Raw genomic sequence first — 25,312 nt, 5'->3', positions numbered from 1 at the left:
AAGCAAATGCTGAGCGGAGTAAGTATACCCGAAAGTGATCCTGTGACGCCGCCGACGTTGGCTCCTTCACCACCCCGCGTTCCGCAAACGTGGAAATTTCTCGGCACCAGCCTGTGGGGGATCGTGGTATTCGCTGCGATGTTTGCAGGCCAGCTATCCGTCCTTGCTTATTTCCTGATCACCGATCGTGCGCCGTTCAGTTTCGACGAGGTCAAGGAATTGGCCGGCGGAGGTCTGACCATTTCGCTATCAGTCATCATGGGGCTGCCTGCGGCCCTGCTCGCACTGTGGATCTCGATCCGGCTGTCGGGGGTGTCGTTCGCCGATTATCTCGCGCTGCGCTGGACCTCATGGCGCTACCTGCTGCTTGGCATCGTCGCTATGGTCGTGCTTGTCGTCGGCTGGGAGGGAATATCCAATGCGGTGGGACACGAAAGTTCGGCTGCATTCATGGTCGATGTGGCAAAGTCGGCCCGCGCCGATGGCGCGCTGTGGCTTCTGATCGTTTCATTTTGCGTCGTGGCGCCTGTTAGCGAGGAACTTCTAACGCGCGGATTTCTGTATCGCGGTTGGTCGGAGTCGTTCTTGCGCCCCACCGGCGCGATCTTGCTGTCATCGATGGTATGGACCGCGATGCACCTTCAATACGACTGGTTTTTCTTTGGGCAGATCTTTTCGATCGGATTGCTGTTCGGTTACTTGCGATACCTCAGCGGTTCGATCTGGCCGACCGTGATCCTGCACGGCCTCAACAATCTCGCGGCGACGCTACAGACGTTATGGCTCGCCAATCAGCCGTGATCACGCCGGTCCGGACGAACGCCGTTGCGTCGCAAGCCGATCCAACGCACCCTGCAGAATGAAGATCGCGGCATGCTCGTCGATGACCTTGGCGCGCTTTGCTCGGCTTATGTCCAATCCGATCAACTCGCGCTCGACGGCGACCGTCGAGAGCCGCTCGTCCCATAGCCCGATTGCGAACTCGGTGAGCTTTGCCAGATTGCGCGCAAAAGCACGGGTCGATTGCGCGCGCGGCCCTTCACTGCCGTCCATGTTGATAGGCAATCCAAGAATGAAACCTTCCGCGCGACGTTCGCTTGCAATGGCGAGAAGCCGCGCGGCATCAACTGTGAACGTTTTGCGTTGGATGGTTTCCACGCCGGTGGCGAGGCGACGATCCGGATCGGACACCGCGACGCCAATGGTCTTGGTGCCGAGATCGAGTCCGACAAGCGCTCCGCGCTCAGGCCAATACGCGGCAGCTTCGATCAGCGGAAGGACGGATGCAGGCATGAGACCGCATATCATGGGCAAGACAGGCAGGGCAAAAGGGGGGCTAAGGAACCGTTTGCGCGACCTTGGCAATCACGGATGGTTGCGGTGCGAAAGCCGGGTCTGCTATAGGCGTAACGCTTGTAGGGTGCCAATGCCTTACGATAGACGCCTGCGGGGGCCTAATATGTCCGTCGATGCCGCTACCGTCCGCCGCATCGCGCATCTCGCGCGCATAGCGGTCGATGACACCGAGGTTCCCCATCTCCAGGGCGAACTGAACGCGATCCTTGCCTTCGTTGAGCAGTTGCAGGAAGTGAACGTCGACGGTGTCGAACCGATGACGTCTGTGACGCCGATGGCGATGAAAATGCGGCCCGACCTGGTGAATGACGGCGAGATCGCGGACAAGATCGTCGCCAACGCGGCGGTGACTCATGATCACTTTTTTTTGGTGCCGAAGGTCGTCGAATAGCAGGGTTTGATTCGATGTGTCTGCTGTGTGGCGATGAAAAGTCGTATCGGGCTTATATGGACTACCTCGACGCCATGGAGCGCCAGGGGCGAATTGCCGATCCTGACAAGGCGATGAATGCCGTTCTCGACAGACTTCAGGCAAACGATACGGCGCCTGCCGATGACCCCAGGAACGACAGGACGCTATCGCCTTTTTTTTGCAGCGCGGTTGATAAATGACAGACTTGACTTCGCTTACGTTGGCCGAGGCCCGTGACGGTCTCGCGGGCAAATCGTTCACCGCGCTCGAATTGGCCGACGCGCATCTTGCGGCGATGGAGCGGGCGCGCGTTTTGAACGCCTATGTGCTCGAGACGCCGGAGCAGGCGAGGGCGATGGCGCGCCAGGCCGACGGCCGGATTGCCAAAGGCGAGGGCGGACCGCTCAATGGCCTTCCGCTCGGCGTGAAGGATCTGTTTGCGACGGAAGGCACACGGACCACGGCGTGTTCGCGAATCCTGGATGATTTCAAGCCGCCTTATGAATCCACGGTGACGTCGCAGCTCTTCACGCGTGATGGCGCGGTGATGCTTGGCAAGCTTAACAATGATGAATTCGCGATGGGTTCGTCAAACGAGACCTCGTGCTTCGGTCCGGTGCTCAATCCGTGGCGGCGGCAAGCCTCCGACGCGAAACTGGTGCCCGGTGGATCATCCGGCGGATCGGCTTCGGCGGTGGCAGCCGGATTATGTCTCGGCGCAACCGCGACCGATACCGGCGGCTCCATCCGCCAGCCCGCAGCCTTCACCGGTACCGTCGGCATCAAGCCCACCTACGGGCGTTGCTCCCGCTGGGGCATTGTCGCGTTTGCGTCGTCGCTCGATCAGGCCGGGCCGATTGCGCGTACCGTCCGCGACGCGGCGATTCTGCTGCGCTCGATGGCAGGACATGATCCGAAGGATACGACTTCAGTCGATCGTGCCGTGCCCGACTATGAGGCCGTGGTCGGCAAATCCGTCAAGGGAATGAAGATCGGCCTTCCCAGGGAGTACCGGCTGGACGGAATGCCCGCTGAAATCGAGAAACTGTGGTCGCAGGGTGCCGACTGGCTGAAAGCCGCTGGCGCCGAACTTGTGGAGGTGTCGCTGCCCCACACGAAATACGCGCTGCCCGCTTACTACATCGTCGCACCGGCCGAGGCGTCCTCGAACCTCGCGCGCTACGATGGCGTCCGTTACGGCACCCGTGCAGCGGGTAACAACATTGTGGAAATGTATGAAAATACGCGTGCGACAGGCTTTGGCGCGGAGGTCCGCCGTCGCATCATGATCGGAACCTATGTTTTGTCGGCGGGTTACTACGATGCCTATTACCTCCGCGCACAAAAGGTTCGTACCTTGATCAAAAAGGATTTCGAGGATTGCTATGCAGCGGGGGTCGACGCGATCCTCACTCCGGCGACGCCGTCCGCCGCCTTCGGCATCGGCGAGAAGGCTGGCTCCGATCCGATCGAGATGTATCTCAACGACATCTTCACTGTGACGGCAAACATGGCGGGCTTGCCGGGTATTTCCGTGCCTGCGGGCAAGGATGCTCAGGGACTTCCGCTCGGACTGCAACTGATTGGTCGGCCGTTCGACGAGGAGACGCTGCTTTCGCTCGGCGCGATTATCGAGCAGGCTACCGGGCGCTTTAAACCCGAGGTGTGGTGGTGACTCCAGATGCTTTCAAAGCCAGCCTGACGAGTGCGGACCCGCCGGGAGGCGTTTCGCCACAACTTACGGCGTTGTGGTGGGCTGCCAAGGGTGACTGGAATAAGGCGCATGTCATCGTGCAGCCGCTGGTGGGGCCGGAGGCCGCCTGGGTGCACGCCTATCTGCATCGGCTTGATGGTCGCGAGATCGGCAACGCCGCTTACTGGTATCGCCGCGCCGAAAAGTCGTTTGCCAAAGGTTCGTCCGAGGACGAGTGGAACCAGATCGTCGCGGAGTTGCTGGGCGACCAAAGCGGCTAGCTCATTCGGGGGTGGTTGTCCCGCCAGTTTAATTGCCGCTTCATGCGCGGTATCAGCGCCGCAAATTGACCACAACGGGAGGTAGGCCGGCGAGACGGATTGCCATTCGCCGCGCTCCGAACCATAGTCGGCGCGCGATTGGCGGGGCGACTTTACGACCATGCGTTCAGCATTTGCTGTCATCGGACTGTGTGCGGTGCTGCTTGGTTGCGCGTCGATCCAGAACGCGCCTGTCAACCAGCCGGGCAGCAGCGCCGATCTCGCGGGCCAGCTGCACGAAAACTTCGAAGCACGCACCGCCACCGATGACGATCTGATCGCGCTGTCGTTTTCAGGTGGCGGTACGCGGGCGGCTGCCTTTTCCTTCGGCGTGCTGGAAGAACTGGCGCAAACGCCGGTGCGCGGCGGCGGCGCATCCATGATCGACCGCATCGATTTCATTTCCGGAGTATCCGGAGGGTCGGTGACCGCTGCGTATTTCGGATTGCGCAAACGAGCGGCCATGGCCGACTTCCGTGAAAAATTCCTGCTGCGCAATGCCGAGGAGGGACTTCAAACCAACCTTAACCTTGCCACGCTTAGCAAAGCGTTCGCCGGCGGTATCAACGATTCTAACGGCCTGCCGCGCTGGCTCGATGCCAACCTGTTTCATGGCGCGACCTTCGCCGATCTACGAAAGACGGTACGCCCGCGGGTGTGGATCAACGCTTCCGACATCTACAATCGCACGCCCTTTGTCTTTGGTGTGACCGCGTTCAGCGCAATGTGCAGCGACCTCGAGTCTTATCCGATGGCAAACGCGGTGGCGGCGTCGGCGGCGGTGCCTGTCGCGTTCGCGCCGGTGGTGATTCAGACCTTTCCGGGTCGATGCAAGGATCCGCTGCCGGCCTGGATCGTGAAAGCACGCGACAATCGCAACGCGCCGCCGATGTTGAGCGCCTTTGCGAAAGCGATCAGTCGCTATCATGATGGCGAAATTCCCTACATCAAGCTGCTCGACGGCGGTCTGGTCGACAACTACGGCTTGGCCGGTTTCACCATCGCGCTGCTGTCGGCGCGAGCACCCTATGAACCGCTGTCGCCCGAGCAGGCCGTCAAAATCCGGCGCGGACTGTTTGTGGTCGTGGATGCCAAGACCGGCGTTTCAGGCAACTGGATCAATACCATTGAAGGTCCAAGCGGCGCCGATCTGGTCAAGGCGGCGGCGAATACCGCGATCGATGCCAGTGTGGGCGCGGGTTACACCGCCTTCGAGCGCACCATGGGTGATTGGCAGGCGGCGCTGGTCCGTTGGCGCTGTGGTCTGACTGCGGCGGAGCGCGCCCGTTACGGGGCGCGTCCGGGTTGGAACTGTCACGATCTGAAATTTTTCGTAGGCCGCGTCGGCTTCGATCAACTCGATCCCGCGCGCGCCGCTCGCCTCGAGACCGTTCCGACCCGATTCCACTTGCCGCCGCAGCAGGTGGACGAGGTCATCGCGGCAGGCCGGGACGCATTGCGGGCAAGCACCGCGTTTCGCATGTTTGCCGGAAGCAAGTAAGTGAGCGTGGGCACCCCGCGTAAGATGGGGTTTCCCAATCGCGAACCCCGGAGTAAAAGCCGCGCATGAACGCACCTGTCAAACCGTCTAACCTGATCAAAGGCGTAACCGGCGAGTGGGAGATGGTGATTGGGCTTGAAGTCCACGCCCAGGTCACTTCCAACGCAAAGTTGTTTTCGGGCGCCTCGACCGCCTTCGGCGGCGACCCCAACAGCCATGTCTCGCTGGTCGATGCGGCGATGCCCGGAATGCTGCCGGTCATCAACGAGGAATGCGTCCGCCAGGCGGTGCGCACCGGGCTTGGGCTGAACGCGCAGATCAACCTGCGCTCGGTGTTCGATCGCAAGAACTATTTCTATCCCGACCTGCCGCAGGGCTATCAGATCAGCCAGTACAAGTCGCCGATCGTCGGTGAGGGTGAAGTCGTGGTCGATCTTGCTGACGGCACGAGCTTTGTGGTCGGGATCGAGCGATTGCACCTTGAGCAGGACGCCGGCAAGTCGCTGCACGACCAGCACGCCGACATGAGCGCGATCGATCTCAACCGCTCCGGCGTGGCGCTGATGGAAATTGTCTCCAAGCCGGACATGCGCTCGTCGGAACAGGCCAAGGCCTATGTGACGAAACTGCGGGCGATCCTGCGCTATCTCGGCACCTGCGACGGTGACATGGAGAAGGGCAGCCTCCGCGCCGACGTCAACGTCTCGGTGCGCCGACCCGGCGAGCCCTTCGGTACGCGTTGCGAGATCAAGAACGTCAACTCCATCCGCTTCATCGGTCAGGCGATTGAACATGAGGCGCGGCGTCAGATCGAAATTCTCGAGGATGGCGGCAGCATTGATCAGCAAACCCGGCTGTTCGATCCGGATAAGGGCGAGACCCGCGCGATGCGCTCCAAGGAAGAGGCGCACGACTACCGCTATTTTCCAGATCCCGACCTGCTGCCGCTGGAGTTTTCGCAGTCCTTCGTCGATGCGTTGAAGACCGATCTGCCGGAGTTGCCTGACCAGAAGAAGGCAAGGTTCATCGCGGATCTCGGCCTGACACCCTATGACGCAGCCGTGCTTGTCAACGAGCATGAGTGCGCCAACTTCTACGAGTCGGTTCTGGCCGGTCTTGCGAACGCGCGACGCGATGGGAAAGTTGCCGCCAACTGGGTGATAAACGAGCTGTTCGGACGGCTCAACAAAGAGGGCCTGAGCATCGCGGCATCGCCGGTATCGGCGTCCCAACTCGCTGCGATCATCGACCTGATTGGCGAGGGAACCATCTCCGGCAAGATCGCCAAGGATCTGTTCGAGATCGTTTGGATCGAGGGCGGCGATCCGCGGGTGCTGGTCGAGGCGCGCGGGATGAAGCAGGTCACCGACATGGGTGCGATCGAGAAGGCGGTCGAGGATATCGTCGCTGCCAACCCGGACAAGGTCGCGCAGGTCCGCGCCAAGCCGCAGATGATCGGCTGGTTCGTGGGTCAAGTGATGAAAGCGTCCGGCGGCAAGGTCAATCCGCAGGCGGTGAATGATCTGCTCAAGACCAAGCTTGGTCTGTAACCTTCGACCGCAGTTTCAACGCGGCGCGGCTGCATTCCTCGCCCCGACCGCATGGTGCGACGGCGCTTGCGCTTGTTTGGCCGAGCGTTGCGGGCCTGGCTGAAGGAGTTGGCCTCGCATGGCGCGGAGTGGCGTTACGTTACGCCCGCCAACCGATGCAGAAGGCTTTGTCAAAAGCTTCAAAGGCCGCTTCGCGCCTAATGCCTCAACGAGCATCTGTTCGTCAGCCTCGACGAGGCCCGCCAGTCATTGAGGACTGAAGGATCGACTACAATACCAACCGCTCGCAAACGTCTTCACGGGCTCGTACCAACTGAGTTCGCAACCTGTCCCAACGAGCCGACATCGCCCGGAAGAGTCGAGAGAGCAGGATCAATTTTGCGAATCGTATTTCACGATTCGCAAAAGCGATGCGTCATGGCGGGCGTCGAGCGGTGGCTTTCAAGCTTGTCGGTGAAAATATTTTTATTGCCAAAAGCCGCGACTCGGAGTCCGCGCCTATATCGATTTCACCTTCGCTCCGACTTGTCACGATGCGTGCTGCGCATCTATCGCTGATTTGTTGAATGCAGAATATCGTTGCGGCGCAGTGGTTTTCTTAAAAATATCGAGAAGCGCTTGCGCAGGGTTTCTTAGCTTGCTGGCGCCTCTCGTCAACGAGTCTCCGCATCATCGCGGTGCGCACTGCCGTCTTGCCGCTGTAAGGCGTCAACACTTCCTTAAGCGAGACACTGTTTTTTTCAATATGTTGGTGTATTCGATGGATATGCACTTCGATTCCCGAGTGCATGCAGCGACTAAGCCATCTCACTACATCTGGAGGGCAACATGGCCAAGAAAGCGAAGAAGGCGAAAGCGAAAACGAAGAAGGTGAAGAAGACCAAGAGCGCAGTGAAGAAGACTGCGAAGAAGACCCGCAAGGTCGCCAAGAAGAAGAAGTAAGTTCGCTTTGGAATCGCCGGCAGCTTGATGCCGGCGAAGTCGTAGGAGCCGAAGAGAGTTTGTTTCCAAACAGATTTTAATTCGGGCTTTGGCGACGAGAGAGGGTGTCGGCGAGACATCAGGTCAAACGGTCGGATCGTCGTTTCGGTACTCCCCCCGCGACAACCGATCCGAAGGAAGAGCGCGGTGAGTTTTACCGTCGGTCTTCGTCGACGCGGATATCAAGATCCGCGATCACTTGCAGCCTCGGCTGCGGTGAGAGTTGGTCCTGACGTGTTCACCGACGCCCTCGTCCTGCGCTGGCGTGGCTCAGCCCCGGCGCTGCCATTTTCCATCATTTGCAGTTGATCTGTCGCAGGAAGGCGGCGAATCGTGATGCTTACGGCGTCCGGCCTCCTGCTTTAGCGAGCGCGGTTGGATCCGGGCTGTGGCGATGGTTAGCAGTTTGCCAAATGAAACAGTAAATCGAATCCTGTGAAACTACAAAAACCCCTGTCACATAAGGGTTTTTTGATTCGGTGCGGTTCCTGTCCGCAACGGTGTTCACGTTCGATTCATCCCAATACTTAAACTGCTCTTCAAATTTAACCTCCATGATCCGTGTGTCTGGACGGCACGCCGGCGAACGGCGGTTGGATCCGGCGGGGCGCCAACAGGTGGATGGGCCGCACTCGAAGCAGGGGTGGCAAAAAAAAGGAATAGAGGGATGTTTCAGGGGCAGATCGACTACGAGACGGCGGTGCCAGTAAGCGCTGACGCTATTCAGGATATTCTTTTCGAACAGGGCCTGTATTGGGCGAGCGGTCGGGCCGGCCTGGTCGATCTGGTGGCCGCGCATAAATGGTTCAATCTTGCAGCGGTTAAGGGACATACTGAAGCGGCCGCGATGCGTCGCGAGGTTGCGGCGCTGATGTCCGAGGCCGAGATTGTCATGGCGCAACGCGACGCGCGGGCCTGGATGACGGTGCACTGAGCCGCTTTGACTTTCGCGTCCAATGCGCCGCGGGAGTCTTACCGCTTGGTATCGCCTTCGGGTCGCTTGCGATTGAATCTGAAATCACTGGCAGCAACGGCACTGGAGCTGTGCCATATGGCCATCGATAACTAGGTCTTTCGGTTCCGCCTCGCGACGCAGCAAGCGTCTCGAGAAGGGCGCGCACGAAAGGGCTGTGCCAGCATAGCTTCGGCGATGTCGGTGCGGGTTTTGGAATTCCTTCCATCGTTTTGTTTCATAGCTGCACGAATGGACTGCGCATCTCCTTTCAAGGGGCCCTGAAGCAGGGGCGCGTCGACGTCGGCGAGGGCAAGATTCCTCTCAGGAAGGGAAGGCGGCAAATACCCGACCGACCCATCAGTGTTTCAGTGTTATTGATCGAGGCTGCGGCTGGACACCTGCAGAAACCACACGAGCTCAGTAGAACGAGGCATTCTGCTTGTTCGCCAAGTACGCGCGAGCAACTGGCTTGGACTGTTTCCGTTGCTCGATTGCGAGGGGAGTCGTTTTCAACCGCTCGTTGGCGCGCGCTGCAATGTTTGCCAGAGATTGTGCACCAATCAGCGCCAGCCATGAGCGTGAACGGCGTTGCCGCTAATAGGCTAATGAGATGTAAGGCGTGCGATCATTCACCTTTCGCAGCCTCCACATCCTGCGACCTGACGCTGAGGTGATGCGACCCGTCGTCACAGATCGTTGCACGGCACGCGCCACCCGCAGCTCTCCGCTGCCACCGACATCTGCTGCGAAGCGCGGCGGTGAGGACGCCTGGGAGGCACTAGCCTGCCGAGCAAAGGCCTGGTTCGAACCCCGCCGCTGCAGGCCAGCTAATCGTTGTCGTCCAGTTCAGCGTCCCAGCCACGCGCCCTTGCACGGGCGATGGCCTCGGCATAAACGCGCTTGTGGCGATCGGCCAACTCCGGTGGCAACGCGCTGGGAACGTTGCCGTATTGATCCCAAAGCTGGTCCACTTTGCTCATCAACGCCTGCATCTGGCCGGCGTCCCAATTCGCGCAGTCTTGTGTCTCGGGAATGAGACCGAACACGCGCGCATCAAGCACGGTTCGCCCGAGCGGGGTCATCCCATGTCTGTCTTGGTCGAGTCCGACGTATTTGGCCATGGACGATTCTCTTGCATGAAAAACGATTCGCCGCATGCCTGGCGGCAAGCGTTGTTATCAGCTCGCCTTGGGGACTGAATAAGAAAATCAAATTTGCTTATTCAGTCTATCCTTTATGATGTTGCGGCCGGCCTGCTTGGCCAGCCGGGGCTGCGGGGCCCCCGAATGCTTCGGCATCGCGCTATCCCGATCGAACAAGGAGTGTTGCCGTGGACCAATGGGTCTCTTGGTGTCTAGTGGTGTTGCCGTTGCTACCGGCACTATCGGCGATCGTCGCCCCGCTAGCCGGAGCCGGTCGGCCGGCACAGGCGGCGCGCATTAGCGTGACAATGACCGCTGTCAGCTGCGCTGTCGCGCTGGCGATGCTGGTGGCGGTGCTGGGCGCGCCGGAGAGCGAGGTGATGCTGGCTCGACTCGGGCCGGCGGCTCTGTTGCTCGACCATCTCGCCGTGGCGATGGCGGTGCTGGTGGCGGCTATCAGCTTGGTGGTGCATGTCTATTCGGTGCGCTACATGGCCGACGAGCCCGGCTACGTGCGGTTTTTTGCCATGCTGGACCTGATGACGGCCGTGATCCTGCTGATGGTTATCGCCGCCGATCTGGTCACGCTGCTGGTCGCTTGGTTCCTGATCGGGGTGCTGCTGTTCTTCCTGCTCGGCTTCGACACCAGTCGCAAAGCCAGCGGTCGCTATGCGTTGTGGACGTTTCTGACCTATCGGGTGGGCGATCTGCCGCTGGTGGGCGCGGCGTTGCTGTTGTGGCATGGCTATGGAACCGCTCAGTTGCCGGAACTGTTCACGCGGATCAGCGCCGATCCGAGCGTGCAACTTGGCGGAATAGCGGTGGTGCCGCTGGCGGCGCTGCTGCTGGCACTGGCGGCGTTTGCCCGCTCGGCGCAGTTTCTGTTGCATACTTGGCTACCTTACACAATGGACGGGCCCACGCCGGTGTCGGCACTGATGCACGCGGGCATCGTCAACGCCGGGGGATTCTTGTTCAACCGCTTCGCTCCGGTGTTTGTTCACGCGCCTGACGTGCTGCACCTGGCCTTCGTCGTCGGACTGGTGACGGCGCTGATCGGTTCGGCGTTGATGCTCACGCAGAATGATGTCAAAAAATCCCTGGGCTATTCCACCATGGGCCAGATGGGCTTCATGATCATGGAATGCGGTCTGGGCGCATTTTCGCTCGCCGTCTATCACCTCATCGCACATGGGTTGTTCAAAGCCACCCTGTTTCTCGGCTCGGGCAATGTCATCAGCGAAAGCCGCCACGAGGATGGCGTGCCGCCCGATGATATCTACAGCTTCGTGGTCGAGCGCCGTCCCCTGCGCGAAGTTAAGAAGGTGCCCTGGCTGTTGGCCGCGCTCGTCACCGTTCTGGTGCCGGCGCTGGTGCTGGTTCTATCCCACGGAGTGGTGGCGGAAGATTTCTTCCATAAGCAAGGCTCGGTGGTGCTGCTGTTCTTCGGCTGGGTCACTGGCGCGCAATTGTTCTTCTCCATTCACAAGCTGCCTAGCGAGAACGCATGGGGCTTGCTGACCATGATCCTTCTGTCCTTTCTCATCGTGGTGGTGGGCTATACACTCATCGCGCATGTGTTCGAGGCCTTCCTTTATCCGGATCCGGTGCTGCGCGACGCCATCTATGCCGCGGCGGGCATCAACGACCTCGCTTTCGGCATCCTTGTGCTGTTCTTCACCGCATTGCTGGTTGGCGCCTGGCTGGTGACATTCTATGCGCAGTCGCTCGAAATCGGGGGGAAACCGGGCACACGGTGGAACGCCATTTACCTCAATCTCTACGCCCTGTTCTCGCGAGAGTTCTATGTGTCCGTCATTTACACCCAACTGTCGCGTAGTCTGCTGGCCGCGACCAAGCGGGTGAATATTTGGCTGCATTGGGTCTGACCGCCATGATCGCTCTGCTCCTTGCCTTGATCCTGCTGCCGCTGTTTCCCCTGAGCATGTTGTTCAATGCCGGGCTCCAGGCGCTACCCATGTGGTTGCGCGCTCCGGTGCTTGTGGCGTTTCCCATTGCGGGCGTGCTGTTGCTCGACCGGGCGGCCGCGCCACCCGAGCAATACATAGCTCCCCTGCAACTATTGGCGGCGTTCACCGCGCTGCTCTATGCATGGCGGTTGCTTGCAGTGCAGGAGGTGTTCATCTGGGCGCGGCTGCAGGCCACCTCCGCTTGGCCGCTGGTGTGGCTGGCGTGGCTGCACGGTCTGCACGGTAAGGCCCTCGTGTTCGTGGCTCTAGCGGTGACAATCCCCGCTGCGGTGCTGATGGTTCTCGGCTCCAACCTGAGCCAACGTCTCGGAGGGGCGTATCTCGGACTGCGTGGGCGCATCGGTCCGGCCTTTCCGCGCCTGACCTGCGCCTTGGTGCTGACCTTGCTCGCGGCTCTGGCTGCACCTCCTTTCCCCGGGTTCTTCGCCATGTTTGCGGTGCTGAAGCAGATTCCCGCTGGTCTGGCGGCTGTCGTGCTTGCGGTGTGGTTGCTGTGGAGCTGGGCGGCCGCAATCTTGTGGCAGCACGGCCTGTTCGGGAAAGAATGGCCGCGCCCGGCGGGCGCAGTTGACTTGTCACTCAGCACTGGCCTGTTGCTGATGCTCGTAGCCGTTGCCGCAGTGCTGGGTTCGATCGGAGGATGGTCATGGTGGATGCATTGAACCTCGGCCGGCGTCTGCGGGTACGCTCGACCGCCTATGTGGCGGGTGAGCCGGTGCCGTTTTTCTGGCCGATGCGTACCTTCATTCACCACAACCCGCTCTACGGCCTCGAGAACATGCCGTTCGAACAGGCAGTGCGCCGCGGTGCCGAGCTATTCCACGCGCGCATGTTCCTGCCGCGCAGCAACTATCAGCAGTGGCAGCGCGACGGCAAAGTACGGAAGGATACGCTCACCGAGGAAATCGGGAGACGGTCGCAGGACTTGCCTTCGGTGCCGGGCATCGACTGGCCTCGCTGGCTACACGCGCTGATGCAGTTGCCGCATGACCGCGACGTGGTGGTGCGAGGCGTGCGGGCGAAGGACGTTCACGCCGCGCTGCACGGCCGGCCGTCTTCCGCGGAGGCTGTCGATGTTGCGGCGCTGCTGCCGGATCTTGAGCAGCGTCTGCACGCGCGCACATTGCCCGAGGCGGTCGACGCAATGTGGGGCACCGGCCTGGCCGACGAACTCGACGAACTGGTGATCAAAAACTGCCTGGATTTTTTCGACGAAGACCAGTCTGCCTGGCGTATGCCCGGGCGCGAGCGCGGCCTGTTCGTTGCCTGGAGCGAGCTCACGCGGCGCAATGCGCGTATGTTCCTGCGCGGGCTGCACATGCCACGCATTCTCGATCTGGTGCAGGACGCCGAGAGCGCCGTCGTGTACGTCATGGAGGAGATGGGCATCAGCGCCGATACTTGGCCGATCTACTTCACGCGCGTGCTCACCCGGTTGCATGGCTGGACCGGCTTTGTGCGTTGGCGCGCGTCGGCCAAGCACTACTATTGGGCGCAGCAGTACCCCGCCGACATCGTCGATCTTCTGGCGATCCGCCTCGTAATGGGCTTGGCGCTGCTGCAGGAGAGCGCGCGCAGTCGCGGCACGCCGGTCCGGCGTGAACAGCTCAATAGCGTGTTGCGCGAACGCGGCGCGGAAAGCGTACTGCGCTATGCGCTGCACAGTGGCGAGGTGTTGCCCGATTGGGCGCAGCGTATCGACGACACGCTGTCGCGCGGCAACGGCACCCGCTGCCATGATCTCCTGCAACGCTACTGGCCGTTGTGGCATACTCAACTTGGGCATGAACAAGCCGCTGCGTTGCGCGAACTGGCCACCGTGGCGAATGCCACCGCGGCGCTCGATGCGTTGACGCCGGAGGACGTCGCGGGTCTGTTGCAGGGCTTGCGGGAGTTCGCGCAGCAGGAAGGCATGGTGTGGACCCTGGCGATGGAGGCGCAGTCCATCGACAAGCTGCTTACGCAAGTGCAAGCGCCGCAGGACTCGCCGTCCGAAAAGGCGCCGTTCGCTCAGGCCTGGTTCTGCATCGACGTGCGCGCCGAGCCTATCCGCCGCCACCTGGAGCGCGTGGGAAATTACCAGACCTTCGGCATCGCCGGATTCTTCGGTGTCCCCGTGGGCTTCCTCGGCTACGGCAAGGGCAGCGAGAGTCACTATTGTCCGGCGGTGATCACACCCAAGAACCTGGTGCTGGAGCTGCCCGCCGCACTAGATCCCAACAACGAAGATTTCCTCACTACCCTCGGCCATGCGCTGCACGATCTCAAGAAATCGGTGCTCTCGCCTTACGTCACGGTGGAGGCGGTGGGTATGCTGTTCGGGTTGGACCTGTTCGGCAAAACCCTGGCGCCGCTGGCCTACAATCGCTGGCGCAGCCGCATCGATACAGAAAAGCCGGTCACCCGCTTGTTGGTGGACAAGCTCACCCGCGAGCAGGCCGACTCCATCATTCGCACGCTGCAGCGAGCGATGATCGTTAAGGCGCTGCATGAGGAACTGAAAATCGAGCGCGAGCGGGTGGATGACGACATGATCCGCGAACTGCGCGAAATCGCGCTACGCCACCGCGACGGGCCGACGCGGTTGCGCACGGAGTTCCGCGTGCCTCAGACGCAGGAGGTCGAGTTCATCGAGAAGCTGCGTGAGGCATATGGTGTCGATGCCGACTACACCAATCATCAGCTCGAGCGGTTGGGACGCATAGGTTACTCGCTCGAGGAGCAGGTTAACTATGTGCACACGGCCCTGACAATGATCGGGCTGACCCATACCTTCTCGCGCTTCGTGCTCGTTGTCGGCCACGGTGGAAAGACCGAGAACAACCCCTACGAGTCGGCGCTGGACTGCGGCGCCTGCGGTGGCGCGAGCGGTCTGGTTAATGCCCGGGTGTTCGCGCAGATGGCCAACAAGGCTGCGGTGCGCGAGCGGCTGGCGGCCATGGGCATCACCATCCCGGAAGACACCTGGTTCATGCCCGCGCTGCACGTCACCACCACGGATGCCATCGAGTTGTCCGACCTCGACCTGCTGCCGCCGCGCCATCTGGTGTACCTGGACCGCCTGCGCGAAGGCTTGCGCGCGGCCTCGCGCCTGACGGCGGCCGAGCGCATGCCCAAGCTGTTGCCGGAGGCGAAGGCGATCGAGCCGGCGGAAGCCTGGCGCCTGGCGAACCGTCTGGCGGTGGATTGGGCGCAGGTTCGGCCGGAGTGGGGGCTGTCGGGGAACGTATACGGCGTCGTCGGCCGGCGCGCGCTCACCGAAAACGCGGATCTGAAGGGCACCGCCTTTCTGTTATCTTACGACTGGCGCTGCGACCCCAAGGGCCGGCTGCTGGAAAATCTGCTCGCTGCCCCGGTGGTGGTGGGCCAGTGGATCAACCTCGAACACTTCTTCTCCACCGTGGACAATGCCCATCTGGGCAGCGGCAGCAAGGTCTACCACAATGTGTCCGGACGCTTCGGCGTGATGACCGGTAACCTGAGCGATCTGCGGACCGGCCTGCCAATGCAGACGGTCATGCGCGAGGGACGTCCTTACCACGAGCCGATGCGCCTGATCGCGCTGATCGAGGCGCCGCTGGACTTTGCCGGCCGTGTGCTGGAACGCGTGGTCAAGGTCAAGAGTCTGGTGCTTGGCGGGTGGATTCGCGCCATCGTCATCGACCCCACTCAGGGTTACAAGCCTTTTGTCTTCAACAATGGCCAGTGGGAAGAGCGTCCGGCTCTGATTGCTCCTGCCGAGAAGGAACACTCCGCATGAACGAGATCAAACTGCATCCGCTGAAAAAGCTGGAAATCATTCTCCAAGGCGAGCACAGGGAATTCGCCACCGACTTGCTCGATCGCGCTGGGGTCAAGGGCTACACCATCATCGGCAATCTATCCGGGAAGGGCGCCCACGGCATGTACGAAGGGCACTTGATGTTCAATGAAGATGACGTTCTCATCATGATCATCGCCGCCGTGCCGCAAAGCCTGTTCGATCCGCTGCTCGAGGGTTTCCAGCCGTTTTTCGAGGCCCATTCAGGAGTGCTTTTCGTCAGCGACATCCAGGTCGGTCGCCTGGTCAAGTTCATGGCGTGAGCGGAATTGCTGCGGATGCTTGGGCGAGGCCAGCGGCCGCGCTTGCTGGGTGATGAACGCCAGGAAGGACTGCGCCACCGCCGATAGGCGTTTACCCTTGCGGTGCACGACGAACCATTGCCGCACGATGGGAAAACTTTCCACATCGAGGGTGACCAGGCGGCGTATTGCCAGCTCCAATTCCAGGGTGTGCAGCGACAGGATGCCGAGCCCCAGTCCGGCTTCGACAGCTTGCTTGATAGCCTCGTTGCTGCTCATTTCCATTACTGAGTGGAATTCCACGCCAAGACGAGAAAAATGACGCTCCGCGGCGTTACGCGTGCCCGAGCCGGGCTCGCGTGTAATGAACGGCTGGTGACCCAATTCCACCAGCGGAATCTTGCGGCGTCCGGCGAGTGGATGCTCGGGCGAGGCGATGACCATTAGTGGGTTGTCGAGAAATGCGCGCGCGACGAGCTCACCGTCCTCGGGCGGCTGCCCCATGATAGCTAGGTCCTGGTTCGCCGCCGAGAGCGTCTCGAGGATATGTGTCTGGTTGGACACCTGCAGCCGCACCTGCACCCTGGCATGGCAGGCGCAGAAAGCTGCGATGAGCTTCGGCATGAAGTAGTTGGCCGTGCTCGCCACGGTGAGGTCGAGTTCTCCGCGATGGACGCCACGGAACTCCTCCATCGCCGACTCGAGGTCGTGCATCTTGGCGCCGATGAGCGTGGCATGGCGGTGCAATTCGCGACCTGCGTCGGTTGGGTGGATTTTTTTTCCGACGTGGTCGAACAGCGGTACACCGATCTGCTCTTCCAGCTGTCGCATCTGCATTGAGACCGCTGGCTGGGTGAGGTGCAGCGCGTCGGCCGCGCGTGTAAAGCTCTGCTGTTGCAACACAGCGTCGAAGATCTGGAGCTGTCTCAGGGTCAGATGCATGGTCGATACATAAGTGATACTAATACATTCGATCAAAAATATCAATTAGTGTTTATGCCCATCCTCTTCTATGTTCTTTACTCGTGAATCGCTGGGCTGGCTGAATCACAGGCCTTGCTGAGACCCACGAACGTCATCCCCGGGCCGGGTGGGGGGATGGCCACCGCACCGCGGTAGGTCCTCGCCCGTCGTTCGCTTATCGCAGTTCGCTTACCGCAAAAGCGCGCATGAAGGAGTCCTCGAATATGGCAGTCAAATCGTACCAGGCCGGCGTCACGCAATATCGGCAGAGCTACTGGCAGCCGGATTACATGCCTCTCGACACCGATATTTTGGCGTGTTTCAAGATCACGCCGCAGCCTGGGGTGGATCGCGAAGAAGCGGCGGCAGCGGTTGCTGCCGAATCGTCCTGCGGCACGTGGACCACGGTGTGGACCGATCTGCTGACCGACCTCGATTACTACAAGGGACGCGCCTATCGCCTCGAAGACGTGCCGGGCGACGATACCTGTTATTACGCTTTCATTGCCTATCCCATCGACCTTTTTGAGGAAGGTTCGGTTGTCAACGTGTTCACCTCGCTGGTGGGCAACGTGTTCGGGTTCAAGGCTGTCCGGGCGCTGCGTCTGGAAGATTTGCGCTTCCCCATCGCTTACGTGAAAACCTGCGGCGGCCCTCCGCATGGTATCCAGGTCGAGCGCGACAAGCTTAACAAGTACGGCCGCCCGCTGTTGGGCTGCACCATCAAGCCGAAGCTTGGTCTGTCCGCGAAGAACTACGGCCGCGCCTGCTATGAAGCGCTTCGTGGCGGTCTGGACTTCACCAAGGACGACGAGAACATCAACAGCCAGCCCTTCATGCGCTGGCGCGATCGGTTCGATTTCGTGATGGAGGCGGTTCAAAAAGCCGAACAGGAGACCGGCGAGCGGAAAGGTCACTATCTCAACGTGACCGCGCCAACGCCTGAGGAAATGTACAAGCGCGCCGAGTACGCCAAGGAAATCCGCGCTCCGATCATCATGCACGATTACCTCGCTGGCGGGCTTTGCGCCAACGCGGGTCTGGCGAACTGGTGCCGCAACAACGGAATGCTGCTGCACATCCATCGTGCCATGCATGCGGTGATCGATCGCAACCCACATCACGGCATCCACTTCCGCGTGTTGACGAAAATTCTGCGTTTGTCGGGCGGCGACCATCTGCACACCGGCACCGTGGTGGGCAAGCTCGAGGGCGATCGTGCTTCCACCCTGGGCTGGATCGATCTGCTGCGTGAATCCTTCGTTCCCGAAGACCGCTCGCGCGGCATCTTCTTCGATCAGGATTGGGGTTCGATGCCGGGCGGCTTCGCCGTGGCGTCGGGTGGTATTCACGTTTGGCACATGCCTGCGCTGGTCACGATCTTCGGCGACGATTCAGTGCTGCAGTTCGGTGGCGGTACGCTGGGCCATCCCTGGGGTAACGCCGCCGGCGCGCACGCCAACCGGGTGGCGCTCGAAGCCTGCGTCCAGGCGCGCGGCGAGGGCCGTCATCTGGAGAAGGAAGGCAAGGATATCCTCACCGCTGCCGCCGCTCACTCGCCCGAACTGAAGATCGCCATGGAAACGTGGAAAGAGATCAAGTTCGAGTTTGAAACCATGGACAAGCTCGCCGTCGCCAACAAGTAACCGGTCGCCGGCTAGGGTTGGCAGCGCCTCCATTGGGCGCCGCCACCCAGCAAAAATCGAAAGGACTAAGTCATGGCTGTTCAAGCTTACCGTTCGCTCAAGAAATACGAGACCTTCTCCTATCTGCCGCAGATGACGCCCGAGCAGGTGCGCCGTCAGATCGCCCACGCGATTGCTCAGGGTTGGAATCCGGCGGTCGAACACACCGAAAAGGGCACACCCGCTAAGGCGAGCTACTGGTACATGTGGAAACTGCCGCTGTTCGGCGAGCAGTCCGTCGACGCCGTGGTGGCCGAAATCGAGGCCTGCCACCGCGAGTTTCCGGATCAGATGGTGCGTTTCGTTGCGTACGACAATTACGCCCAGAGCCAGGGCATGGCGTTCGTGGTGTATCGCTGATGAAGTGGGCGCTGGAGCCGACTCGATTCGGCGCCCATGATTTGAACGCGGCGCGGCGCTTTGGCGCCGCCCCTTCATCGGGTTCTTTGTGCTGAGGTCCGAATGACAAACGTCGCCCCCGGTCATGCCACTGCAACTCTATCCGGCCGTGAACTGGCGCTCCAGCGCCGGCAGGCTATGGCGCGTCACGGCAAGGCCGGGACCGTCTCGACGGCGCAAACCGTCAAGCATTCCGCTGCCGGCCGCTTGCAGCTAAATGCGGCGCATCTTGTTAGCGCGCATCACGGTGGTGCTGCTACGGCCGCATCGGCGGTGGCGTCTGCATCGGCCGCATTTAATCAACCGGTGACATCGAAGTCCGCGGCGCGAATCCGACGGCAGGCGCTGTCCACGGTTGGGAAGGCCGGGTTGAAGAACGCCGGGCAGGGCGCGGCATCCCGTCCGGCGGCGCATTTGCGCCCGAGCCGTACGGCTCAAGCTGAGGTGCGTGGCTCCGATTGCGGTTGCGGCTGCGGCGGGCAATGCAGTTGCGGCGGACAGTGTGGCTGCAGTCGCGGCGCGCAGCGGAAGGAAGCGGCGCATGTTGAAGCGGTGCAAATCGATAATCCAGCGGTCGCGCGTGCAGCCGTGAACGCGCCGGAAGCGACCGGCCGTGCGCTCGCCAAAATGCGCCGTGCTGCGCTGAACCAAGATGGCAAAAAGGGTCTGAAGCGCATCGCCCAAGCGACGCGGATCGCCGCTTCGATGCCGGCGCAGGATTGGCAGAGTGCCATGCTGAAAGGCGCAACCGGCCGTCAGGTCGCGATGCAGCATCGGTTGGTGCGGGCGCTGGCGGGCCGTATCGACAAGACGTCGGGTGCCGGTACGCGCCCGACCGGTCGGGTGCGCGCTCGCAACGTGGTCGATGCGCCGGCCAAGGTCGAGGAGGGGCATACCCTCTCTGGGCAGTCCGTCACTGGCACCCAGGTTGAGCGTACCTCCAAGGTGACCGGCAATGAGCCGGGCTCCTGCCGTGCGATTACAGGTACCGAGTATATCGGCTTCGAGCAGTTCCAGACGATCTGTGGCACCCGGCCCGAGCCGACAGCGCCCAAGGTCGCGATCAGCAGCACGCTGCGCGAGCAACGCATCACTGGTACCGCGTTGGGGCGCTCTACCAAGACCACTGGCGATGAGCCGGGCGCGTGCCGTCCCGTGACTGGCACGGAATATCTTTCGAGTGAGCGATTTGACCAGTTCTGTTCGACGCGGCCGTCCGCCCCGCTGGGGAAGGTGGCGCTCACCCGTACCGACAAGGGCCAAACCGTCACCGGTGCGCTGGTCGATCGTCCGCGCCGCGTCACAGGCGTCGAGCACGGCGCCGATCGCGCTATCACTGGCACGCGTTACAGCCAGGGAGAAACCGACGACGCGCCCCCGAAAGTGGCAGTCACCCATACAGCTGCGGGTAAGCCTATCACCGGCACGGTGGTTGGCCGCAGCGAACGGCAGACCGGCGACGAGGCTGGAAGCTGCCGTTCGATTACCGGCACCGAATATCACACTGTTGAACAGTTTCGCGATTTCTGTCGAACGCCTCCACCAGGAGGAGGCCCGCGAAAGGTCAGCGTGATGTCCACTCGCGACGAACAGGTCGTCTCGGGGACCGCGGTCGATCGGTCGGCCAAGGTAACCGGCAATGAGGTCGGTTCCTGCCGCAGCATCACCGGCAGCCAGTACTACACCACTGCCGATTTCGCGGGGCTGTGCCAGACGCAGAGTCCCAAGAAGGTGGCGGAGATGCAGACGCTGCGCGGTCGTACGGTGACCGGCTCGGAGGTCGCTCCAAGCCCAAAATTGTCCGGTGACGAGTCTTATGGGTGCGAACCCGTCACCGGCACGGACTACATTGGCACCCGCCAGTTAGCCGCAGTATGTCCAGTCGAGGCGTTACCGGTTGTCTCGCCGGTCAGTAAGGTCGTGGTCGACACCACGCTGCGCGGCCAGACGATCACGGGCGTTGCTGCTGGACGTGCGGAACACGTCACCGGAAACGAGGCCGGGACCTGTGCGCCGATCAGTGGCACCCCATACATCGGTCAGGGGCAGTACACGGAATTCTGCGAGGCGCCGCAGCGTCAGCAACAGGCTGCGCGGGTACGCGACAGCGCGGTGATTCCGGCCACCGTCGTCACCGGCGATAGGCCGGGCGCGGGCGGGTCGCAGGTCACCGGCGACGAGCGTGGCGCTTGTGAGCCGATTTCGGGAACGCCTTATCTCGGGCTGGACAATATCGCGTCCGGACAATGCGCGATGAGTGATCGCTTCCGCTCGCGGGGTGTGGATCAGCGTCCGCCCGCTCCCCGGGATTTCAGCGTCACCATTCCGGCGCGGCAGGCGCGCGAGCGGCAGACCGAGGTTATCACCGGTAGCGGTATGGGCACTTCGCGCATCACAGGCCCGATCAACAAGGCCGATGGCCTGATCACCGGCACACCGGAATTCCGGCACGGCGACCAATCGCGCCGTCCGCGTGACGAAGAGCATTCGCTTCCTGCTGCGCGTCGTTTGAGCGGCGAAGGCAGTCAGCAGGGTCGGCGCGTCTCGGGAGATGCTTGGGACGGTAACAGCCGTGTCACTGGTACTGAGGGTTCGTCCAGCCTTGCGCGCAATCCTTCTATGCGTGGCCAGCCGCGTGGAGTCGGGGTTAGTGCCGTGACGTTTCGCGGAGTCGAGCGGCCGGAAGTGCCAGACTCGGTGATTACGGGTTCTGCGGGGAACACCCGTGGTGGCGCCGTGGTGACCGTCTCCGGCGGGGCGCGCGGCTGAGGATCGCCGGATATGAACACGCGCAAACGCCTTCAGGCCCTGCGACGAGAAGCCAGCCCAGTTGCTGTGGCGGCTCCCGAGGCGACGGCCATGCCCGATCATCCGGCGTGTATGATCGGCGGCGGGCAGATGTGCGAGCATGCGCTGGTTGATCGCGATCTCAATCGCATGCTGTTCGATTACGAGCGAACCGTGCGCTCGCGTTTTACCCGCATCGTCGACGTGCTCAAACATATCTCGACGTATCAGCACGACGGAAATTTCACGGAGCGCGCGCAGCAGCTTGCCCACGAGCAACTCGGTTTCGATCTGCCGTCGCAGGTGCTCGAGGACGCTTGGGTGTGCGGGCTGGATTTGTCCGCACTGCATTCGCGCTGCATATTCAGCGCTCTGAAGTCGAGTGTTGAAAATGCGTCGACCGAGCAGGCCGGTTGGCGCCAACGCTTGCCGCTCGATGAGAACTTCCTTCGTTCGTGCGGCTACCACACCGTGGACATCAGCCCTTGTTCCGACGGCCGGCTCCAGGGCGTCAGCCCCTATGTGCTGCGCATGTTGCCCGGGCCAAATGTACGGGTGAAGGCGTATGCCGGCGCACTGTTCGATGTCGACGTCGATGTATCAGACTGGGCGCAGCGCGAAGTCGAGCGACTGTCGGGCGCTATGGTCGATGGTGACCGCCTGAACTACCTCAAGATCGCCGTCTATCATTTCAGCAGTTCCTCGCCCGACGGCCAGGGTTGCGCTGCTCACGGCAGCAACGACCGTCAGGCCACCGAGGCGGCGCTGCACCGCCTGCAGAATGAGTTGCGGACGGCGATCGACCAGACTTTCGGTTCGGGCGCCGCGCCAGATGTGCTGCTTATCGGCGTTGACACGGATCTGGATGCGCTGCGCATCCATCTGCCCGATGGATTCGGCGAGCTTAACGCGCACCGCTACTTCGAAACCGCGCAGGTCTACCGCGACACCATCGGGCTAGCGCCCGATGCCGCGCGGGCGCGTATCGCCGGGATCGTTGCCGATGCCGAGGGCATGGGTGGCTGGGGCCAGGGCAACGGCCGTATGCACGATGGTATGCGCCGCCTGGTGCTGGCGCTGGCTGAGGCCAACCTGTCGCAGGTCGAGTACGTCATCAAGCACCACACCGGGCGCTACGCGACAATCGGTCACGACGAGGAATGCATCGTTGCCGGTGAAGCGCTGCGGCCGCTGCAATTGCGCAATCTGTTTTATTTCGCTCACCTCAATACGATCGAGGAAGGCGCGCCCGACATGGATGTCGGGATCAATATCTTCTCGAAGCTTAATGTCGCGCACGGCCTGCCCGTGCCGGTCTTGGTGCATTTCGAATACGATGTGCGGATTCCTCAGTCGCGTGAGCGGGCGATTGCGCGGGGGCGGCGGGTGCGTGATGCGATCGAGTCGCGTTACCCCGATCTGGCCGCCCGGGGTCTACTCAATTGCGCGATTGCGGTGAGCGAACGTGGCGGCGACGAGCGCTGCGCCTTCGTCGCCGACGACGCTGTCGATGATCATTGAGGACGTATGAGCCATGAAGATCATGCGTGTAAGTACCACCCTCGTGTCGACCAATCGCATCCATGCCATGGGTCATCGTCCGCTGCTTGTCGTGCAGGAAACGCCGAATGGACCGCGCAGCGTCGCGGTCGATGCCGTCGGCTGCATCCCGGGCGACTGGGTGATTTGTGTCGGGTCCTCCGCGGCGCGCGACGCGGCAGGGGCCAGGGATTATCCATCCGATCTGACCATCGTCGGTATCATCGACCATTGGAATCCGGAGGTGGCGTGATGGAAGTCTGGCGCGTGGTCGATGAATTGGTCTGCACCCGGCGTGTGCCAGAGATGAACTCTGCTTCGCTTCGGATTTTGAGGGGCCAGAAGGGAGAACTATCGGTGGCGACCGACCCGGTCGGGACGCCGCCTGGCAAGTGGGTATTCACTGCTGCCGGCACAGCCGCACGTATGGCCATGCCTGATCGAACAGTGGCTACCGACCTGACTATCTGCGGCATCATTGATGGCTGGGAGGAGGAGTGATGACGCGGTGAGCAAAGAGCAAAACGGCGCGCGCGTAGCGGGCGCCAGGGTGCAGTGACTGGCTTGTGATTCTTTTATTTCGACACAACAAGGAGTGAACAGATGGCTGAAACAATGGGTATTGCGCTGGGCATGATTGAAACTCGCGGACTGGTTCCCGCGATCGAGGCGGCGGACGCGATGACCAAGGCTGCCGAGGTGCGTTTGATCTCGCGTCAGTTCGTCGGGGGCGGCTACGTCACCGTGCTGGTGCGTGGTGAAACCGGTGCGGTCAACGCGGCGGTGCGTGCCGGGGCTGACGCCTGCGAGCGCGTAGGCGACGGTCTGGTGGCCGCGCACATCATTGCCCGCGTGCACAGCGAGGTCGAAGGCATTCTGCCGAAATCGCCGAGCGCTTAAGCTCGGCTTTTTCTCCTGCTGGTAATTGGAAGGACAACGACATGGCAACACACGTGAACGGCATTGCCCTGGGCATGATTGAAACCCGCGGGTTGGTACCCGCGATCGAGGCGGCCGACGCGATGACCAAGGCCTCCGAAGTGCGGCTGATCGGCCGGCAATTTGTGGGCGGCGGTTACGTCACCGTGCTGGTGCGCGGCGAAACCGGTGCGGTCAACGCGGCGGTGCGTGCCGGGGCTGACGCGTGCGAGCGCGTGGGCGATGGCTTGGTGGCCGCGCACATCATCGCGCGAGTGCATAACGAGGTCGAGGGTATCTTGCCGACCCAACCCGAGGTCAACGGCGGTAGCCGCGGCGGTCGCGACGCCGAGCTCACGTCCACCCGCAGCTGATCCTGCGCGGAGGACGTCGTGGCGATCGATCGGCGAACCCTGGCTGGCTCGCACGCGCGCTCAATCAAGAGTTGGCGGCGTGCAGCAAGTATCTCGTCCAAGCATGCTCGCACGCTTCTGGGGAGATGCCGAAAATTTGGCACGCAAGCGGCGCGCCGAGCCGGAGCGACCGGGTCATGCCGAGCGTTTGATGGCGCGGCAGGTCCTGTTGGGTATGACACCTTGCGGCGGGCAGTTGCCCGCGGCGCGGCTGGGCTGGACAACGGTTCGGGTCGAGACTCTGCAGTTGTCGACGCGTTGACGTACGCGCCGTCGGCTGCGCGGTAACGACACCGCGTCGCTATTCGAAGCCTTGCTACAGGAGGCGCTAGCGCATCTCGATCACGTAACCCAGATCGAACCGGGGTAGGACGCCCATGACTGATGATTTCCAAGGTTGGGAGCGCCGCGACAAGCCGCCGACGTTGTTTCGTCGCTTTGCGTTTGCGCAATATGCGCAGACCCGCGCCTTCCTCGACGCGCTGTCGGCGCTGTCCGAGGAGATTCAGCGCCATCCGCAGAACATCAACTTCGGCACCACCTACGTCAACATTACGATCGGGGCGGCCGACGGCGCCGCATTGAGCGCCGAGGACGAACAATTCGCCGGGCGTATCGCTGCTCTGGCCGAGCGCGGGGAGTGAG

Annotated in this window: 25 protein-coding genes; 22 read left to right on the top strand and 3 right to left on the bottom strand. The window is 61.8% G+C overall.

All coding sequences use genetic code 11. The features are described 5' to 3' along the window. The first annotated feature begins 6 nt into the window (after positions 1-6). Positions 7-801, top strand: coding sequence for a CPBP family intramembrane glutamic endopeptidase (locus ACM561_RS10405; RefSeq protein ID WP_425904894.1), 795 nt, complete (start codon positions 7-9; stop codon positions 799-801). On the opposite strand, the gene ruvX is transcribed toward ACM561_RS10405, so the two are convergent. Beyond that, positions 802-1,293: a Holliday junction resolvase RuvX gene (gene ruvX / locus ACM561_RS10400; protein WP_425904892.1), complete on the bottom strand. Its 492-nt coding sequence runs from the start codon at positions 1,291-1,293 to the stop codon at positions 802-804. A 166-nt stretch (positions 1,294-1,459) separates the two neighbouring features. On the opposite strand from ruvX, the gene gatC reads away from it, so the two are divergent. The 7 genes from gatC to ACM561_RS10365 all read left to right on the top strand — a co-directional run bounded on the left by gatC (position 1,460) and on the right by ACM561_RS10365 (position 8,747). Next, entirely contained in the window at positions 1,460-1,747 is a 288-nt protein-coding gene (gene gatC, locus ACM561_RS10395) for an Asp-tRNA(Asn)/Glu-tRNA(Gln) amidotransferase subunit GatC (RefSeq protein WP_079447090.1), read from the top strand. A gap of 14 nt (positions 1,748-1,761) precedes the next feature. Continuing rightward, positions 1,762-1,968, top strand: a complete 207-nt coding sequence (locus ACM561_RS10390; RefSeq protein WP_425904890.1) for a hypothetical protein — start codon at positions 1,762-1,764, stop codon at positions 1,966-1,968. Further along, on the top strand, positions 1,965-3,443 hold the full coding sequence (gatA, locus tag ACM561_RS10385; protein ID WP_425904889.1) for an Asp-tRNA(Asn)/Glu-tRNA(Gln) amidotransferase subunit GatA: 1,479 nt from the start codon (positions 1,965-1,967) through the stop codon (positions 3,441-3,443). Before ACM561_RS10390 ends, gatA begins: the two co-directional genes overlap by 4 nt. Then, the gene (locus ACM561_RS10380; protein ID WP_425904888.1) at positions 3,434-3,742 is read left to right on the top strand and encodes a hypothetical protein; all 309 of its coding nucleotides are present in this window, start codon (positions 3,434-3,436) and stop codon (positions 3,740-3,742) included. The genes gatA and ACM561_RS10380 overlap by 10 nt, the downstream gene beginning before the upstream one ends. Before the next feature lie 160 nt (positions 3,743-3,902). After that, on the top strand, positions 3,903-5,282 hold the full coding sequence (locus ACM561_RS10375) for a patatin-like phospholipase family protein (RefSeq protein ID WP_425904887.1): 1,380 nt from the start codon (positions 3,903-3,905) through the stop codon (positions 5,280-5,282). 65 nt (positions 5,283-5,347) lie between these two features. After that, entirely contained in the window at positions 5,348-6,832 is a 1,485-nt protein-coding gene (gatB, locus tag ACM561_RS10370; RefSeq protein WP_425904885.1) for an Asp-tRNA(Asn)/Glu-tRNA(Gln) amidotransferase subunit GatB, read from the top strand. A gap of 1,648 nt (positions 6,833-8,480) precedes the next feature. Continuing rightward, positions 8,481-8,747 (top strand): hypothetical protein, encoded by a 267-nt coding sequence (locus tag ACM561_RS10365; RefSeq protein ID WP_425904883.1) that lies wholly within the window; start codon positions 8,481-8,483, stop codon positions 8,745-8,747. Between the two features lie 848 nt (positions 8,748-9,595). On the opposite strand, the gene ACM561_RS10360 is transcribed toward ACM561_RS10365, so the two are convergent. Further along, the gene (locus tag ACM561_RS10360) at positions 9,596-9,889 is read right to left on the bottom strand and encodes a hypothetical protein (RefSeq protein ID WP_425904881.1); all 294 of its coding nucleotides are present in this window, start codon (positions 9,887-9,889) and stop codon (positions 9,596-9,598) included. Positions 9,890-10,098: 209 nt separating this feature from the next. Between ACM561_RS10360 and ACM561_RS10355 the strand changes: the two genes are divergently transcribed. The 4 genes from ACM561_RS10355 to ACM561_RS10340 are packed head-to-tail and all read left to right on the top strand — an operon-like array spanning position 10,099 to position 15,984. Beyond that, positions 10,099-11,799: a proton-conducting transporter membrane subunit gene (locus tag ACM561_RS10355; protein WP_425904880.1), complete on the top strand. Its 1,701-nt coding sequence runs from the start codon at positions 10,099-10,101 to the stop codon at positions 11,797-11,799. Positions 11,800-11,804: 5 nt separating this feature from the next. Then, on the top strand, positions 11,805-12,563 hold the full coding sequence (locus tag ACM561_RS10350) for a hypothetical protein (RefSeq protein ID WP_425904878.1): 759 nt from the start codon (positions 11,805-11,807) through the stop codon (positions 12,561-12,563). Next, entirely contained in the window at positions 12,548-15,661 is a 3,114-nt protein-coding gene (locus ACM561_RS10345; protein WP_425904877.1) for a DUF2309 domain-containing protein, read from the top strand. The genes ACM561_RS10350 and ACM561_RS10345 overlap by 16 nt, the downstream gene beginning before the upstream one ends. After that, positions 15,658-15,984, top strand: a complete 327-nt coding sequence (locus ACM561_RS10340) for a P-II family nitrogen regulator (protein WP_079446747.1) — start codon at positions 15,658-15,660, stop codon at positions 15,982-15,984. The genes ACM561_RS10345 and ACM561_RS10340 overlap by 4 nt, the downstream gene beginning before the upstream one ends. Here ACM561_RS10340 and ACM561_RS10335 read toward each other — a convergent pair. Next, complete coding sequence (locus ACM561_RS10335) at positions 15,925-16,905, bottom strand: LysR family transcriptional regulator (protein WP_425904876.1); 981 nt, start codon at positions 16,903-16,905, stop codon at positions 15,925-15,927. The two genes, ACM561_RS10340 and ACM561_RS10335, sit on opposite strands and share 60 nt — an antisense overlap. Before the next feature lie 245 nt (positions 16,906-17,150). Here ACM561_RS10335 and ACM561_RS10330 point away from each other — a divergent pair, with 245 nt between their 5' ends. The 10 genes from ACM561_RS10330 (at position 17,151) to ACM561_RS10285 (ending at position 25,311) form a co-directional block, all read left to right on the top strand. Further along, positions 17,151-18,572, top strand: a complete 1,422-nt coding sequence (locus ACM561_RS10330) for a form I ribulose bisphosphate carboxylase large subunit (RefSeq protein ID WP_040673904.1) — start codon at positions 17,151-17,153, stop codon at positions 18,570-18,572. A gap of 72 nt (positions 18,573-18,644) precedes the next feature. After that, entirely contained in the window at positions 18,645-18,971 is a 327-nt protein-coding gene (locus tag ACM561_RS10325; protein ID WP_011315232.1) for a ribulose bisphosphate carboxylase small subunit, read from the top strand. 102 nt (positions 18,972-19,073) lie between these two features. Then, positions 19,074-21,779, top strand: coding sequence for a CsoS2 family carboxysome shell protein (locus tag ACM561_RS10320; RefSeq protein ID WP_425904874.1), 2,706 nt, complete (start codon positions 19,074-19,076; stop codon positions 21,777-21,779). Between the two features lie 12 nt (positions 21,780-21,791). Then, positions 21,792-23,318 (top strand): carboxysome shell carbonic anhydrase, encoded by a 1,527-nt coding sequence (locus ACM561_RS10315; RefSeq protein WP_425904873.1) that lies wholly within the window; start codon positions 21,792-21,794, stop codon positions 23,316-23,318. Between the two features lie 13 nt (positions 23,319-23,331). After that, positions 23,332-23,589, top strand: coding sequence for a carboxysome peptide A (locus ACM561_RS10310; protein WP_079446743.1), 258 nt, complete (start codon positions 23,332-23,334; stop codon positions 23,587-23,589). After that, a complete protein-coding gene (locus ACM561_RS10305) occupies positions 23,589-23,837 on the top strand; it encodes a carboxysome peptide B (RefSeq protein WP_309772882.1) in 249 nt (82 codons plus the stop codon). The genes ACM561_RS10310 and ACM561_RS10305 overlap by 1 nt, the downstream gene beginning before the upstream one ends. Before the next feature lie 102 nt (positions 23,838-23,939). After that, a complete protein-coding gene (locus ACM561_RS10300) occupies positions 23,940-24,236 on the top strand; it encodes a BMC domain-containing protein (RefSeq protein WP_009797089.1) in 297 nt (98 codons plus the stop codon). A gap of 74 nt (positions 24,237-24,310) precedes the next feature. Beyond that, entirely contained in the window at positions 24,311-24,628 is a 318-nt protein-coding gene (locus ACM561_RS10295; protein WP_274533958.1) for a BMC domain-containing protein, read from the top strand. Between the two features lie 79 nt (positions 24,629-24,707). Then, positions 24,708-24,929 (top strand): hypothetical protein, encoded by a 222-nt coding sequence (locus ACM561_RS10290; protein WP_425904871.1) that lies wholly within the window; start codon positions 24,708-24,710, stop codon positions 24,927-24,929. 115 nt (positions 24,930-25,044) lie between these two features. After that, the gene (locus ACM561_RS10285; RefSeq protein ID WP_079446739.1) at positions 25,045-25,311 is read left to right on the top strand and encodes a 4a-hydroxytetrahydrobiopterin dehydratase; all 267 of its coding nucleotides are present in this window, start codon (positions 25,045-25,047) and stop codon (positions 25,309-25,311) included. Position 25,312: the final 1 nt, after the last annotated feature.

The organism is Nitrobacter sp. TKz-YC02 (assembly GCF_049852135.1).
Taxonomy (GTDB): domain Bacteria; phylum Pseudomonadota; class Alphaproteobacteria; order Rhizobiales; family Xanthobacteraceae; genus Nitrobacter; species Nitrobacter vulgaris.
This window is presented reverse-complemented; position numbering and strand designations above follow the sequence as displayed.

What these genes read in the sequence shown, in the direction of transcription:
- ACM561_RS10405 (WP_425904894.1), top strand. Translation starts at nt 7, where the DNA reads ATGCTGAGCGGAGTAAGTATACCCGAAAGTGATCCTGTGACGCCGCCG.
- ruvX (WP_425904892.1), bottom strand. Translation starts at nt 1,293, where the DNA reads ATGCCTGCATCCGTCCTTCCGCTGATCGAAGCTGCCGCGTATTGGCCT.
- gatC (WP_079447090.1), top strand. Translation starts at nt 1,460, where the DNA reads ATGTCCGTCGATGCCGCTACCGTCCGCCGCATCGCGCATCTCGCGCGC.
- ACM561_RS10390 (WP_425904890.1), top strand. Translation starts at nt 1,762, where the DNA reads ATGTGTCTGCTGTGTGGCGATGAAAAGTCGTATCGGGCTTATATGGAC.
- gatA (WP_425904889.1), top strand. Translation starts at nt 1,965, where the DNA reads ATGACAGACTTGACTTCGCTTACGTTGGCCGAGGCCCGTGACGGTCTC.
- ACM561_RS10375 (WP_425904887.1), top strand. Translation starts at nt 3,903, where the DNA reads ATGCGTTCAGCATTTGCTGTCATCGGACTGTGTGCGGTGCTGCTTGGT.
- gatB (WP_425904885.1), top strand. Translation starts at nt 5,348, where the DNA reads ATGAACGCACCTGTCAAACCGTCTAACCTGATCAAAGGCGTAACCGGC.
- ACM561_RS10365 (WP_425904883.1), top strand. Translation starts at nt 8,481, where the DNA reads ATGTTTCAGGGGCAGATCGACTACGAGACGGCGGTGCCAGTAAGCGCT.
- ACM561_RS10360 (WP_425904881.1), bottom strand. Translation starts at nt 9,889, where the DNA reads ATGGCCAAATACGTCGGACTCGACCAAGACAGACATGGGATGACCCCG.
- ACM561_RS10350 (WP_425904878.1), top strand. Translation starts at nt 11,805, where the DNA reads ATGATCGCTCTGCTCCTTGCCTTGATCCTGCTGCCGCTGTTTCCCCTG.
- ACM561_RS10345 (WP_425904877.1), top strand. Translation starts at nt 12,548, where the DNA reads ATGGTGGATGCATTGAACCTCGGCCGGCGTCTGCGGGTACGCTCGACC.
- ACM561_RS10340 (WP_079446747.1), top strand. Translation starts at nt 15,658, where the DNA reads ATGAACGAGATCAAACTGCATCCGCTGAAAAAGCTGGAAATCATTCTC.
- ACM561_RS10335 (WP_425904876.1), bottom strand. Translation starts at nt 16,905, where the DNA reads ATGCATCTGACCCTGAGACAGCTCCAGATCTTCGACGCTGTGTTGCAA.
- ACM561_RS10330 (WP_040673904.1), top strand. Translation starts at nt 17,151, where the DNA reads ATGGCAGTCAAATCGTACCAGGCCGGCGTCACGCAATATCGGCAGAGC.
- ACM561_RS10325 (WP_011315232.1), top strand. Translation starts at nt 18,645, where the DNA reads ATGGCTGTTCAAGCTTACCGTTCGCTCAAGAAATACGAGACCTTCTCC.
- ACM561_RS10320 (WP_425904874.1), top strand. Translation starts at nt 19,074, where the DNA reads ATGACAAACGTCGCCCCCGGTCATGCCACTGCAACTCTATCCGGCCGT.
- ACM561_RS10315 (WP_425904873.1), top strand. Translation starts at nt 21,792, where the DNA reads ATGAACACGCGCAAACGCCTTCAGGCCCTGCGACGAGAAGCCAGCCCA.
- ACM561_RS10310 (WP_079446743.1), top strand. Translation starts at nt 23,332, where the DNA reads ATGAAGATCATGCGTGTAAGTACCACCCTCGTGTCGACCAATCGCATC.
- ACM561_RS10305 (WP_309772882.1), top strand. Translation starts at nt 23,589, where the DNA reads ATGGAAGTCTGGCGCGTGGTCGATGAATTGGTCTGCACCCGGCGTGTG.
- ACM561_RS10300 (WP_009797089.1), top strand. Translation starts at nt 23,940, where the DNA reads ATGGCTGAAACAATGGGTATTGCGCTGGGCATGATTGAAACTCGCGGA.
- ACM561_RS10295 (WP_274533958.1), top strand. Translation starts at nt 24,311, where the DNA reads ATGATTGAAACCCGCGGGTTGGTACCCGCGATCGAGGCGGCCGACGCG.
- ACM561_RS10285 (WP_079446739.1), top strand. Translation starts at nt 25,045, where the DNA reads ATGACTGATGATTTCCAAGGTTGGGAGCGCCGCGACAAGCCGCCGACG.